At 59.3% G+C, this 12910-nt stretch carries 14 protein-coding genes; 6 read left to right on the top strand and 8 right to left on the bottom strand.

Annotated features, from left to right (window positions below):
* The first annotated feature begins 101 nt into the window (after window positions 1-101).
* Both ACUZ9P_RS05980 and ACUZ9P_RS05975 read left to right on the top strand, forming a co-directional pair.
* Window positions 102-2888 (top strand): mechanosensitive ion channel family protein, encoded by a 2787-nt coding sequence (locus ACUZ9P_RS05980; protein WP_449249028.1) that lies wholly within the window; start codon window positions 102-104, stop codon window positions 2886-2888.
* Between the two features lie 140 nt (window positions 2889-3028).
* Window positions 3029-3376 carry a cupin domain-containing protein gene (locus tag ACUZ9P_RS05975; protein WP_240823585.1) on the top strand — a complete coding sequence of 116 codons (348 nt, stop codon included), beginning with the start codon at window positions 3029-3031 and terminating at the stop codon, window positions 3374-3376.
* Between the two features lie 80 nt (window positions 3377-3456).
* Here ACUZ9P_RS05975 and aldA read toward each other — a convergent pair whose 3' ends face one another.
* Window positions 3457-4890: an aldehyde dehydrogenase gene (aldA, locus tag ACUZ9P_RS05970; RefSeq protein ID WP_449249027.1), complete on the bottom strand. Its 1434-nt coding sequence runs from the start codon at window positions 4888-4890 to the stop codon at window positions 3457-3459.
* Between the two features lie 176 nt (window positions 4891-5066).
* Window positions 5067-5903, bottom strand: coding sequence for a P-loop NTPase (locus tag ACUZ9P_RS05965; RefSeq protein ID WP_449249026.1), 837 nt, complete (start codon window positions 5901-5903; stop codon window positions 5067-5069).
* Between the two features lie 149 nt (window positions 5904-6052).
* Here ACUZ9P_RS05965 and ACUZ9P_RS05960 point away from each other — a divergent pair, with 149 nt between their 5' ends.
* Window positions 6053-6436 carry a DUF5320 domain-containing protein gene (locus ACUZ9P_RS05960; protein WP_449249025.1) on the top strand — a complete coding sequence of 128 codons (384 nt, stop codon included), beginning with the start codon at window positions 6053-6055 and terminating at the stop codon, window positions 6434-6436.
* An 86-nt stretch (window positions 6437-6522) separates the two neighbouring features.
* Complete coding sequence (locus tag ACUZ9P_RS05955; RefSeq protein ID WP_449249024.1) at window positions 6523-6891, top strand: DUF134 domain-containing protein; 369 nt, start codon at window positions 6523-6525, stop codon at window positions 6889-6891.
* Window positions 6892-7018: 127 nt separating this feature from the next.
* Here ACUZ9P_RS05955 and ACUZ9P_RS05950 read toward each other — a convergent pair whose 3' ends face one another.
* From ACUZ9P_RS05950 to cutA, 5 genes are read right to left on the bottom strand one after another with little or no spacing between them, the layout of a single operon-like run.
* Window positions 7019-7489, bottom strand: a complete 471-nt coding sequence (locus ACUZ9P_RS05950; RefSeq protein ID WP_449249023.1) for a YbaK/EbsC family protein — start codon at window positions 7487-7489, stop codon at window positions 7019-7021.
* A 56-nt stretch (window positions 7490-7545) separates the two neighbouring features.
* Window positions 7546-7974: a DMT family transporter gene (locus tag ACUZ9P_RS05945; RefSeq protein WP_298995268.1), complete on the bottom strand. Its 429-nt coding sequence runs from the start codon at window positions 7972-7974 to the stop codon at window positions 7546-7548.
* 13 nt (window positions 7975-7987) lie between these two features.
* Window positions 7988-8446 (bottom strand): VOC family protein, encoded by a 459-nt coding sequence (locus tag ACUZ9P_RS05940; protein WP_298995271.1) that lies wholly within the window; start codon window positions 8444-8446, stop codon window positions 7988-7990.
* A gap of 57 nt (window positions 8447-8503) precedes the next feature.
* Complete coding sequence (locus tag ACUZ9P_RS05935) at window positions 8504-9457, bottom strand: carbohydrate kinase family protein (protein ID WP_449249022.1); 954 nt, start codon at window positions 9455-9457, stop codon at window positions 8504-8506.
* Window positions 9458-9492: 35 nt separating this feature from the next.
* On the bottom strand, window positions 9493-9837 hold the full coding sequence (gene cutA, locus ACUZ9P_RS05930) for a divalent-cation tolerance protein CutA (RefSeq protein WP_449249021.1): 345 nt from the start codon (window positions 9835-9837) through the stop codon (window positions 9493-9495).
* Between the two features lie 152 nt (window positions 9838-9989).
* Between cutA and nth the strand changes: the two genes are divergently transcribed.
* Entirely contained in the window at window positions 9990-10667 is a 678-nt protein-coding gene (nth, locus tag ACUZ9P_RS05925; protein ID WP_449249020.1) for an endonuclease III, read from the top strand.
* A gap of 123 nt (window positions 10668-10790) precedes the next feature.
* Window positions 10791-11744, top strand: coding sequence for a chemotaxis protein (locus ACUZ9P_RS05920; protein WP_192112167.1), 954 nt, complete (start codon window positions 10791-10793; stop codon window positions 11742-11744).
* A 92-nt stretch (window positions 11745-11836) separates the two neighbouring features.
* Here the strand turns inward: ACUZ9P_RS05920 and ACUZ9P_RS05915 are convergent, their stop codons facing one another.
* Window positions 11837-12754 carry a nitroreductase family protein gene (locus tag ACUZ9P_RS05915; RefSeq protein ID WP_449249019.1) on the bottom strand — a complete coding sequence of 306 codons (918 nt, stop codon included), beginning with the start codon at window positions 12752-12754 and terminating at the stop codon, window positions 11837-11839.
* Window positions 12755-12910 lie beyond the last annotated feature (156 nt).

The following is a 12910-nucleotide window of genomic DNA, read 5'->3' as shown; positions in this document are numbered from 1 at the left end:
GTCCGGCCCCTTGTAAAGACCGCGGCCTTTTCAAACGGCCTTTCTTGACGTATGGAAGGGCATCCACCTTCAGGGACAACCGACTGTAATCTGAGGATTCCATGCACGCACCCAAATTGCTGATAACCGCCCTTTTATTGACCCTGTGCTGTGCCCTGGCCTCTCCCGCCGTATTTGCGGCGGAACCGACCCCCGCCGCCAAGCAGGATTCCCCCAAGGCAGACACTGCCAAGCCTGATACTGCCAAACCCGATGCCGCCAAACAGGACGCCCCCAAGGGCGACAAGGCTGACAAGCCTGACAAAGCAGACAAACCTGACAAGGCCGACAAGCCCGCCGCCAAAACCGATGCAAAAGCTGATGCAAAAGCAGACGCCAAGGCTGACGCAAAAGCCGATGCCAAGGCCGACGCAAAAGCCGACCCAAAGGCTGGCGACAAGGCTGAGGGCAAGGTTGACACCAACGAAGAACCCGCCATCGCCACCCTGCCCCTGCGCGATCCCTGGGAGATGGTCTGGAGCGGGCAAAAGGCCATGCTCGATGAAATCACCCAGAAGGCCACGGCCATGGGTGATACCTTTGCCCAGCGGTCAACCAATCTGAGCCAGAAGGTTCAGCCCTTTATGGAAGAAGCGCGCCGCCTGCTGGTGCTGCTCAATACGTATAAAAACTGGCCCAACCCCGTTGAAGCTGTCAGCCGCCGCATCACGGCCACGGTGCTTGATCTGCGCAAGGTGCTTGACCCTGTGCTGGTTGCGCGCACCGAAGCCCAGGCCCTGCTGGAACGCGTGGGCTATCTGGCCGACAGCATGCCTGAAGACCTGCACGATGGCAGTCTTAGCCCTGAAATGCAGGAATACGGCAAAACGCTGGCTCTTACCCGTTTGCGCCTTACAGCCGTGCTGGCGCAGTACGACTCGGCCCTTGCTCCTGCTCTGGCGCTTATCAAACGGCTGGAAAAAATGCAGGAAGAGATCAACACCCAGATCCCCCTGCTATGGAAGAACTATTATCTGCAAAGCCCGGTGCCCTGGCTCAGCCCCGATGCATGGGCCGACTTTGGGCGGCAGATGCACTATTCGGTTCAGGGCATGATCCTGCGCCTGCCTGTGGAAGTTCCCGTCACGCTTGAACGCTGGGGCACAGCAGTGCTGCGCTTTATCCTCGGACTGCTGCTTACCGGCGTGCTCACCGTGTTGCTGTACCGCCGCTGGGCCGCGCAGGACAAGGACGAAAACAGCACCCTGCGGCATGTTTTCCGCGTCAGTCTGCCCTGGCTGTGCGTGGGGCTGGCATTTCTTGGCAGTTCCATGTCCGCATCCGGCGAGTTCTTTCGCCTGTTTCTGGCCCTGGGCAACCTGTGCCTCATTGTGGCCCAGATCCATCTGGCATGGGACCTGCGCCTGCTGAAATACCCCGAGGTGCCCCGCCAAAAGCCGCCCTTCTGGATACTCATTCAGCCAACGCTGTGCTCATACGTGCTGCTTTATCTGCCGCTGACCAAGCCTCTGGTGCTGGTTATCTGGCTGTGCATCGTCATCATTTCCATTGTGCGGCAGCACCGCCGGCCCAAGCTTGATCTTGGCCCCATGCATGTGGAAACCAGCGTGCTTGAATGCGAACCCATCGTGCTGTGGATATGCCTTGTGCTGACCCTGGCCGGGCTGCACATCTACAGCATGGTGCTGTACCTGCTCTTTGTTTCCTGCTCGCTGGCCCTGCAACTCTGCATGGGCGGCATGTCTCTTGTCAGCAGCCTCAACGACAAGCTGCCTCAGGAAGGCGTGCGCGCAGCCCTTGCTCACCTTGCCGTGGCGCTCTCCGCCCCTGTGGTGCTGGTTGCGGCCTTTGTGGGGGTTTCGCAGTGGGTTGGCACATTGCCCGGCGGCATGTACCTGCTCCAGCATTATGTTCTGCGCGGCGTCAATGTGGGCGCAACGCAGTTCAATGTTGTGCACCTGCTGCTTATCATCACCATGTTCTACCTCACGCGCACGGCCGTTGCCATGGGTTCGCGCTTTCTGGCGCGACTGCCCAAACAGGGGCTGGCTATCGACGCCACGCTCATTCCTCCCATGCAGACGGCCTTTACCTATGCGCTGTGGTGCTGCTTCGGCCTGTTCGCCCTGCGCGCCGTAGGCATGGAACTGAGCAACCTTGCCATGGTAGCCGGTGGTCTTTCTGTCGGTATCGGTTTCGGCATGCAGACCATCGTCAACAACTTCCTGTCGGGTCTGATACTGATCTTCAGCCGCACCCTCCAGGCGGGCGATGTGGTGGAAGTGGGCGGCACTCAGGGCCGCGTGCGCAAGATCAGCGTGCGCGCTACCATGGTGGAAACCTTTGACAATGCCCTGATCATTGTCCCCAACTCGGAATTTGTGGCCAGCCGCCTTATCAACTGGACGCGCAACAGCCGCACCGTGCGCAGGGAAATCAAGATCGGCGTGGCCTATGGCTCAGATGCCAATGCGGTGATGAAAATCCTGCTGGCCACGGCCAACGCCAACAGCAACGTGCTCAAATATCCCCCGCCGAGCGTGGCCTTTGTGGATTTTGGAGCCAGCACGCTTGATTTCAGCCTGAAGTTCTGGGTGCGGGATTATGACGTATCTGTTTCCACAGCTTCGGACATCCGCGTGGAAATCGAGCGCGAATTCCGCGAACAGAGCATTGAAATCGCCTTCCCGCAGCTTGATGTGAACATCAAGGAACTGCCGCCGCTCACAAGGGCGCTTCAACCGCCGACAGAGCCGCGCGCAAGCAAAAGACGCGCGCCGCGCCGTCCGCGCAAGGTTCTGCCTGCCGGTGCCAAGGGCAAGCCGGACGCCAAAAATGCGCCAGCCGCCGCCCCCGATGACGGGGACGATGACGAGAACACCAACTAAGCGCCTACCGCGCGAATGATCGCCGCAGCAATGCCCGGTTATCACGCGGGCATTGCGGGCGGGCCTTGCAAAACAAGGAAACGCGCTCTTGCAGCCCAGTTTTAACCGGCGCATCCGCGCCCGAACCACAGGAGAACACCATGATCAACCGCGCTGACGCTCTGGAATGCTTTGAAAAGGAACTTTTTGGCGGGCCGGGCGCCGTCCACTTTACCAAGATCGTCAATGAGAACGGGCTGGCTGGCAAAGGCCGCCTCTTCAACATCGGCACTCTCAAGCCCGGCTGTGCCGTGGGCAACCACAAACACAACGGCGAAATCGAGATATACTATATCCTTGAAGGCGAAGGCATGTACAACGACAACGGCGTTGAAGCCCCTGTCAAAGCCGGCGACGTGACCGTGTGCAACGATGGCGAAAGCCACGCCCTGCTCAATACCGGCTCCACGGATCTCAAGATGGTGGCGCTGATTCTGTTTACCAAGTAAGCAAGCCGCCCCCTGATATGAAATAGACGAGGCCCCTCAGTGAGGGGCCTCGTCTATTTCAGCATGTCTGCAATTACTCGCTAATATTGAATATAGGCCACATGAGTCTGGAGGTATTCCATGAGGCCGTGCTTGCCGTCCGCGCCGCCAATGCCCGACTTGCGCCAGCCGGCGTGGAAGCCCTGCATGGCCTCGAAGTTTTCGCGGTTCACGTAGGTCTCGCCAAACTTCAGGCGGTTCACCGCTTCCATGGCCGTGGATACGTTGGTGGTGTAGATGGAGGACGTCAGGCCGTAGTCGCAGTCGTTGGCAAGGGCCAGGGCTTCATCCAGATCGTGGAAGGTCATCATGGGCAGCACAGGGCCAAACACTTCGTTACGCACGATTTCCATGTCCTGGCGGCAGTTGCGCAGCAAGGTGGGCGTATAGAAGTAGCCGGAATCGCGGTCTGCGGGCGCGCCGCCGACAACGGCTTCCGCGCCGTCCGCTTCCGCGCGCTTGACCATGCCGCTGATCTTTTCAAGATGCTCGGCGCTGATCTGGCTGCACATGTCCGGGGCCGGATCGTCAAAAGGATTGCCCAGCCGCACTGCGGCAAAGGCAGCCGCCAGTTTTTCGGCGAACATGTCGGCCACGCTTTCGTGCACATAGAGGCGTTCCGCGCAGTTGCACACCTGCCCGCTGAACACCGTGCGCGAGGCCGTAACGGCCTTGACCGCCAGATCCATATCCGCATCGGCGCAGACAATGGCCGGGGCTTTGCCGCCCAGTTCCAGCGAAACCTTGGTGATGTTCTGCGCGCCAGCGGCAATGATGCGTTGTCCGGCCTCCACGCTGCCTGTCAGGCTGACCATGTCGGTCATGGAGCTGGAAGAAAGGGCCTCGCCCAGGGTGCTGCCGCCGCCCGTGACAAAGTTTACCACGCCAGCGGGCAGATCCAGTTCCGTAAGCAGGCTGGCAAAATGCATGACCGTGGCCGGGGCGATACTACTGGGCTTGATGACCGTGGTGCAGCCCACCAGCAGCGAGGGGGCGACCTTGCGCGCCATGACAAAGAAGGGGAAGTTCCACGGGCAGATGCCCACCACAACGCCAATGGGCTTGCGGTACAGTAGTATGTTTTCGCGCGGGCGGTCGCTCTGGATGATCTCGCCCTCGTAGATGCGCGCCCATCCGGCATAGTAGTCAAAATACTCGGCGGTGAGGTCGATTTCTACCTGGGCCAGGGGGTGGGTTTTGGCCTGTTCCTCGGCGAGGATGCGCCCAAGCTCCAGCCTGTGCTTGCGGATAAGATCCGCCATTTTTTTAAGGTATCCGGCGCGTGCCACCGCCGGAAGCGCCGCCCAGGCATCCTGTGCCCTGTGCGCGGCTGCAAGCGCCGCCAGCCCGTCCTCACGCCCGCCGTTGGGCGTCTGGGCCATTATTTTGCCTGTGGAGGGGTTCTCCACTTCAATCATTGCAAAGCCTGTAGGGGAAACCAATTTGCCGTTGATGAATTGTTGGTATGTACGCATGGTTGCTCCTTGGTTTGGGCAAGCATAGGCACACATGGCAGCAAAGGTAAAGATACTCACTTTTTTACGTATTCAGCAAAGGCGCATGGCGCAAGGCGGGGCCAGCCGTGCAACGGCTCCCTCACCCTGCGGCCATACGCAACAGACGCCACACAGGCGCTACGCTGTATGCGATCCTACATATGTGAAATCACGGCCAATGCACCGTCCATAAAGTGCTGGTCGACATCCTCTATGCCGCCCTTGTCACAGGCTTGCGCAAGGGCAGGGTCAATGGGCAGGCGGGCAAGCACCTTCAGGCCGTACCGCTGGGCCACGGCGTCAATGTGACTCTCGCCAAATATTTTGTATTCCTTGTTGTTATCCGGGCACTTGAAGTACGAGTAGTTCTCCACCAGCCCAAGGATGGGAATATCCATCTGGCGCGCCATATCAATGGCTTTCTGCACGATCATGCTCACCAGTTCCTGCGGCGAGGTCACAACCACAATACCGTCCACCGGCAGGGACTGGAACACGGTCAGCGGCACATCGCCCGTTCCTGGAGGCATGTCCACAAACATGTAGTCCACATCGCGCCAGACCACATCCGACCAGAACTGCTTGACCGCTCCAGCAATGATGGGGCCACGCCAGAGCACGGCGTCTGAATCGCCGGGCAGCAGCAGGTTCATGGACATGATGTCTACCCCGCCCTTGCTGCGCTCGGGCACAAGGCCATCACCCTCAACATGGGCCTTGCCCGTCAGGCCGAACACGCGCGGAATGGAAGGGCCAGTGATGTCCGCATCCAGAATGGCGCAGTGTTTGCCCTGCCGGGTAAGGGCTACTGCCAGCAGGGATGTTACCAGCGACTTGCCGACGCCGCCCTTGCCGCTGACAATGCCTATAACCTTGCCAACGCGGCTTTTGGGGTGCGGTTTAACGCGAAAATCCACCTGCGCCTCCTGCCCCTCGCTGCGCTCGTCGCACTGCTCGCCGCAGGAACCGCACTGATGATTGCAATCACTCATGATTTTTTGCCCTCTCAAGATGAACTGCTTTCAGAAGCATTTTTTCAGACAAATTGGCCTTGCCTGATTTTTTGTTATTGACATATGTCAAAAACAGACATACTCCTATTTATGACATATGTCAATAACACCAACACAAGGAGCATCATATGCCTAATTTTGATCACACAGGCCCTGAAGGCAACGGTTCGCGCACAGGGCGCGGTATGGGCAAGTGCGGCGGCAAGTCCGCCCGCGCGGCAGGTCGCGGCATGGGAGCCATGCCCGATGCAGGCCAGACCGCAGATCAGGGGAAGGACACAAGCCAGAATATGGGCCGGGGCATGGGCCAGGGCATAGGGCAAGGCCGCTGCTGCCGCCACGGACAACGACACGGCAACAGGGGCGGCAACTGCGCCATGAACGGGCAGGAAGCAGGCATGGGACGTGGTATGGGTCGCGGTATGCAGCAGGGCAACGGGCCCGCAGGTCAGGCCGAAAGCTGCGGTGCAGGCCCTGCGGCAGGCAGTGACGCAGCGGGCAATAACGGCTAAAGTGCCCGCATATGAATGAGCAAGGCCGCCCGGCCAGTGTGCGCATCCTGTGCGCGCCATTGCCGGACGGCCACTAAGAGGATTGCATGCCAAGACCAAAAAAATGGCGCAAAGTCTGCTGCCTGCCGGAAACCCGCAACTTTGGGCCGCTGCCGGGCTTTGGGCAGAGCGCCCCGCAGGTGCAGCAGGAAGTCATCATGACCGTGGACGAATATGAGGCCGTGCGCCTCATTGATCTTGAGGGCATGAATCAGGAGGCCTGCGCTGAAAAAATGCGCATTGCCCGCACCACTGTGCAGAGCATCTATGCGGAAGCGCGCAAAAAACTGGCCGACTCGCTGGTGAACGGCAAACTGCTGCGCATAGAAGGCGGAGATTATGAACTGTGCGACGGGCACGGCACACGCTGCGGCGTGGGCGGCTGCCACAGACGGCGCGGCGGTTTTGGGCAGTAGGGCAAAAAAATCAGCTCACCGGGCCGCTCTGACGCAACAATCCGCAGATGAACGCCCCGCCCGCAGGATCACGCACGGCACCTGCCGCAACGCAGTATTATCCTACGGGCGTATCAGCACAAAAAAATCATAATTCTTCGTTCTTGCACACGTCCACCCACACGCCGCCCGTGACCCGCTCCAGCTCCGCCAGAGTGAGTTTGGCGGCATTATTGGGCGCGCCCGCAGCCGGGTACACAGGATCGTAGCGCCTGAGGCTTTCGTCCAGATACACGGCAACGCCCTCGGGCAGGGCAAAGGGGCAGACGCCGCCCATGGGATGCCCCACCTGGGCCTCCAGATCTTCCGGCTTGATAAAACGGGCCTTGGCGTGAAAAGCGTCCTTGAACTTGCGGTTGTCCAGACGGGCCGTGCCCATGACCACCAGCACCATCGGCGCATCGTTGACGCTGATGGAAAGGCTCTTGGCAATGCGCCCCGGCTCGCAGCCGATGGCTTGAGCCGCCAGATCAACTGTGGCGCTTGAAACTTCAAACTCCCGGTATGCCTCTTCAAGACCGTGACGGGCCAAAAACTCCCGCACTGCATCAACGCGCATTTCTTTCCCTTATTTTTGCTGCAACGCCAGCCTCTTGCCGCGCGCCGCAGGCATTATCAGCGGCGCACCACAAGGGCAATGCCCGCCAGCACCAACACCAGCCCAAGCATTCTGCGCCAGTCAAAAGGAATCGTATTGAGGCCGAACCAGCCGTTGTGGTCAATAATGGCCGCCATAACGAGGTTGCCAAAAATCATGGCGACCAGCGTAGCCAGCACGCCAATACGCGGCGCGGCCATGGTTGTGCTCACAACCATGAACGCGCCCAGCACCCCGCCAGCCCACTGCCAGACAGGAGTTTCAATTACGCGGAACACATTGCCCCGCCCCATCAGCAGCACGGGGACAGCCAGAAAAACCGCGCCTATGGCAAAGGAAATAAGCCCGCTTTCCAGCAGCCCCACCGTGCGGCTCAAGGCTGCGTTAATGGGCGGTTGCAGGGCCACAATGCAGCCCGCAAATACCACCAGCGCAATGTAGTACATGCCGCCTCCCTGCTCAGGCCGTTTCCTCCGCCGAAGCCGCCTCGCGCAAAAAAGGCGTGTGCGTAACAGCCATGAGTATACCCTCGGGGCTGAGGAATCTGGTGACGGTCTGCCCCCAGGGTTCTTCCTTCAGCCGGAGGAGCAGCTCATAGCCGTTCTGCTCAAGAATGCGCGTGGCGGAAACAATATCTTCCACATCAAGCTCAAGCCAGGATTGCGGCACAGGCAGGCGCTCCGGCCAGACCTCCTCGCCAAAGCAGGAGAGCGCGGCCTTTTCCAGCGGCCAGAGGGCGAAATGTTTTACGCCCTCCAGACACTGGGAATGCCAATAGCCTTCGTAACCTTCTTCATGGCGCAGGGGCAGGCCCAGCACCTTTCTGTACAGCTTGCCGCTTGCGTCAGGGTCGGCCACTACCGGGCCAAAACCAGCCACAAACAGAACCCGTATACCCTCTGGAAGCTTGTTCTGCATGGTTTACCCCCGGGGTACAGCCCGTTTAAATTGTCTGCCGCAAGGGCGGCCTGCCGCTTAAGCCAGAATGCCTGCGGGCAGGGGGCCAAACACGGATTCATACCGCTGCCGGAAGACTTCCGGTGAATACTCGTGTTCCTGCGTGCCCATTTTTTCAAGGCAGAAGCTGGCGCTCACCGAGCCGATCTTGGCGGCTTCAGGCATGGGAAGCCCGTGCAGAAGGCCCTTGAGCAGGCCCGCGCGGTGCGCGTCGCCCGCGCCGGTGGGGTCGAGAATCTGACGGGGAGGTACAGCGGGAATGCGCGTTTCCGTGCCGTCCGCGCCGCGCACCAGCGCGCCGTCGGCGCCGAGCGTGGTCACAAGCCACAGGGTGCGGCCCACCAGTTCGTCCTCGCTCTTGCCCGTGGCCTTGCAGATCATGTTCAGTTCGTAGTCGTTGGTGATGCAGGCAAAGGAGCCTTCAATGGCCGCCAGCAGATCGTTGCCGGTAAGCACGGGCAACTGCTGGCCGGGGTCGAAAATATAGGGAACGCCCTTTTCGCGGTAAAATCCCGGCAGGCGACGCATGTCTTCCACATTGCCGGGGGAGATGATGGCAATGTCCTTATCCCCATCAATGGCGGGGAAGCTGTAATCAGCAGGGAGGCTCATGGCGCCGGGGTAAAAACCGGTGATCTGGTTGCTGTTGAGGTCGGTGGTGATGTAGCACAGGGCGGTAAAGATTTCTTCCGCCCGGCGGATACCTTCCAGCGGCAGCCCCATATTTTCCAGCACAATGGCGTAAGGGCCAAAGTCGCGCCCAGCGGCGGCAACGATGGTGGGCTTTTCGCCAAGCAGGGCCAGAGAATAGGCAATATTGCCCGCGCAACCGCCGCGCCGTTCATCCATGCCGTCCACCATGAAGCTCACGTTGATCATGTGCAGTTTGTCCATCAGGATGTGATCCTGAAAACTGCCGGGGAAGGTCATGATGCGGTCAAAAGCCAGTGATCCTGAAACATAGATGGACATAGTTTCCTCTTGATGACGTGACGGATGAAGGTTGGTCAGGCCGTGGGCGGCAGACTGTTTTCTGTAATCCAGCGCAAAAAAGGCTGATGGCCGTCTGCAATGGGCATGGCGACCACACAGGGGACTTCATAACTGTGCAGTGCGCGCGCCTTTGCCATAAAATCCGGCAATGCGGCCTCGCTCACCTGGGCTACAAGCAGGCATTCCCCGGCTTCGTGCACCTCGCCCTTCCAGCGGTAAACCGACTGCGCGCCGGGCACCATGTTGACCCCGGCGGCCAGACGCAGACGCACCAGCTCGCGCGCGAGCGTCAGCGCCTCCTCCTGGGTGGGCGCGGTCATATAGACCAGAAAAACCTTGCTGTTTTCCTCGTGTTCCATATAGGCATGCTACACGTAGCCGAAAAAAAAACAAACCCTAGCCACGGGTGCAATATGTATCCGAACGGGGCAAGGGATTGCATCACGGCGGATTGCGCCTCGCCGCCAGCGCGCTTGCTTGCGGGCATGCGCTCCCTGTGGCATAAAGAGACATGAGCGTAAAATCATCCCCACAGGCAACGGCCCGGAACGTTCTTGCCGCCCTGCAAAAACGCTATCCACACCCGCGCACCCATCTGGACGCCCAAAATGCATGGGAACTGCTGGTAGCCACAGTGCTGGCCGCACAGTGCACAGATGCCAGGGTGAATACCGTTACGCCGGAGCTGTTCCGCCGCTGGCCCACCCCTGCCGCCCTGGCAGAGGCCCAGCTGGAAGAACTGGAAAGCGTCATTCGGCCCACAGGATTTTTTCACAGCAAGGCCAAAAACCTGCTGGGGGCAGCGCGGCGTGTGCGTGATGTTTTTGACGGGCAAATTCCCAAAAGCATTGAAGACCTCGTCACAATCCCCGGCGTTGCCCGCAAAACGGCTAATGTTGTGCTGTTTGGCGCATTCGGCATCAATGAGGGGCTTGCTGTTGATACGCATGTAAAACGCATTGCCTACCGCCTGGGGCTGACGGACGAAACCGATCCCATACCTATTGAGCGCGACCTCATGAAACTTTTTCCGCGCGAGGAATGGGGCGATGTGAACCACCGCATGGTCTGGTTTGGGCGCGAAGTGTGCGATGCGCGCAAACCCCTGTGCGACCAGTGTGAAATGCTGAGCTTCTGCCCCCGGCGCGAACCGCCCAAGGCAGCCAAGCCTGCCAGGGGCCGCAAATAGGTTTTTGAACAAAGGCCTTAAGGGAATGCATATCCTGCCGATACATCTCAACAGCGGTTCCCGTAAACGGAGCACACGATATCGGTGGAAAGCCACGCCTTCCGCAGCACAGGATGGAAAGCCATGTCGCAAAACAGCTTGCTGAACGTTAGCAATAACGAACTTGAAATTATTGAATTTATCATTGATGAAAAGCAGCCGGACGGCAAGGTTTACAGCGGGCATTACGGCATCAACGTTGCCAAGGTGCTTGAAATCATCCGGCTGCCCAATATCACCAGTGTGCCCAGCAAGTGCGACCCTTCAGTACTTGGCACGTTCAATCTGCGCGGCAGGGTGCTGCCCATACTGAACCTGGCCGCATGGCTGGGCAAAGAAATGGCCACGGAAGAAAACACCAAGGTCATTGTCACCGAATTCAGCGGCGTGCAGGCGGCGTTTATGGTCTCCTCCGTCACCAGCATCCACCGCATGACCTGGGATCGCATTGAGCCGCCGAACCAGTACGTGCAGACATATTCGCGCGAAAGCATCACGGGCGTTCTGCGCATTCAGGATCGCGTGCTTTTTATTCTGGACATGGAAAAAATTCTCGCCAGCCTCGACAGCACGCTGGACATGTCGCAGGTTGAGGTGGACACCACCCCAGTGGAAGGCGCTGGTCAGTTTCACCTGCTGGTGGCTGACGATTCAAGCTCTCTGCGCAACGTCATGCAGTCGTCGCTGGAAAAATCCGGTTTCCAGGTCACGGCTGTGGGCAGCGGGCGCGCTGCGTGGGATTTTTTGATGCACACCCGTGAGGAAGCCCAGGCCAAGGGCAAGGAACTTACGGATGTGGTGCATCTGGTTATTTCCGACATTGAAATGCCGGAAATGGACGGGCACATGCTCACGGCAAAAATCCGTGAAACCCCCGGCCTCAGCACACTGCCCATCATCCTGTTCTCCTCGCTCATCACCGATGCGCTGTATGAAAAGGGCGTAAAGGTTGGGGCAGACAGGCAGGTTTCCAAGCCTGACCTCCCCGGCTTGAACAAGATCATACGCGAAGTTATTTCCGAAAAACTGAACAAATAAAGGGCCGGAGCAACCTTGCTCCAATCAGCTCCCGGCCAGATTTACCAGCGCCGCAGGAACATATCCTGCGGCGCTTTTTATATAAATGATGTCTATGCCCTGTGCACCGAGGCAAAACTCCGTTCAATACCCTTGCTATAGTGGACGCTCGGATATCCAAACAGCACCGCCACGCCCTCGCGGCTTTTGCAGCGGATGCCATGCCGTTTGCGAAAACGCGCAGCGCTGCCGCCCCACTGCAACAAAGGGTGGATGGAACCTATCATACAGGTGCCAAGGCCCAGAGCCTCGCCAGCCAGCATGGCAAGGGATGCGGCCACCAGCGGATCCGCGGGGTCTGCCCAGGGCGAACCGTAAAAATACATGGTCAGGGGCGCGTCATAGGTAACGATATTTTTCCCCGCATCCATTGAAGACGTGAACGCCGCCAGCGCAGGCCGGACAAAATTGCGGAACAGCCCGTCATTGGCCTTGCCCCAGACTGGGCGCATGAGCGCAAGAAACCATGGGGCAGTGAGCCAGCCAAGGGTTTTGAGGTGTGCGCAAAAATCGCTGGCGAAGGCGCGGTTTTTCTCCCGGCTGTCCAGCACAAGCACATTGACGTCTGAAGGTGGTACGCCCATGGGCGCGGTGCGAGCTGCGTCAAGGATGCGTTCAACCAGCCCTGGCTCCACCTCGGCGGGCATAAATTCGCGCACACTTCTACGCCGCCGCAACAGGGCGTAGTACGCATCAAAACTCGCGGCGCTGCTCCTGGGCGGCAAGGGAAACACATCGTCCGGCCCCAGCGTCCGGCCCCGCACGGTTATGGCCCCGACGGGGCAAACAGCCATGCAATGACCGCAACCCACGCAGCCAAAAAGAGGTTGGGGTGCACGACTGGCCTTGCCGCCTTCAAGCCGCAGGCCAAAATCCTTGCATACGGCAACGCACTGGCCACAGCCAGTGCAGAGTGCGGTTTCAATGCAGACAGTGGCCGCGCTTTGCGTGCGTGATGTGGGAATGGCCATAATATCCCCTTGCAGCAGTGATAGTAGGTGCGTCACAGTAGTACCCAGGACAGAACGCATCAAGCAAGCCATACCGGGAACCGTTCGATGCTGGTATCGCGTGACACCCATTTCAGGCTTGCCGCTCCAATCAATTCGCTCTCCTGTCCTTGGGCG

This window comes from Desulfovibrio intestinivivus (assembly GCF_053570665.1).
The sequence above is the reverse complement of the archived record's forward strand: the minus strand, read 5'-3'. Positions and strand labels throughout refer to the sequence as shown.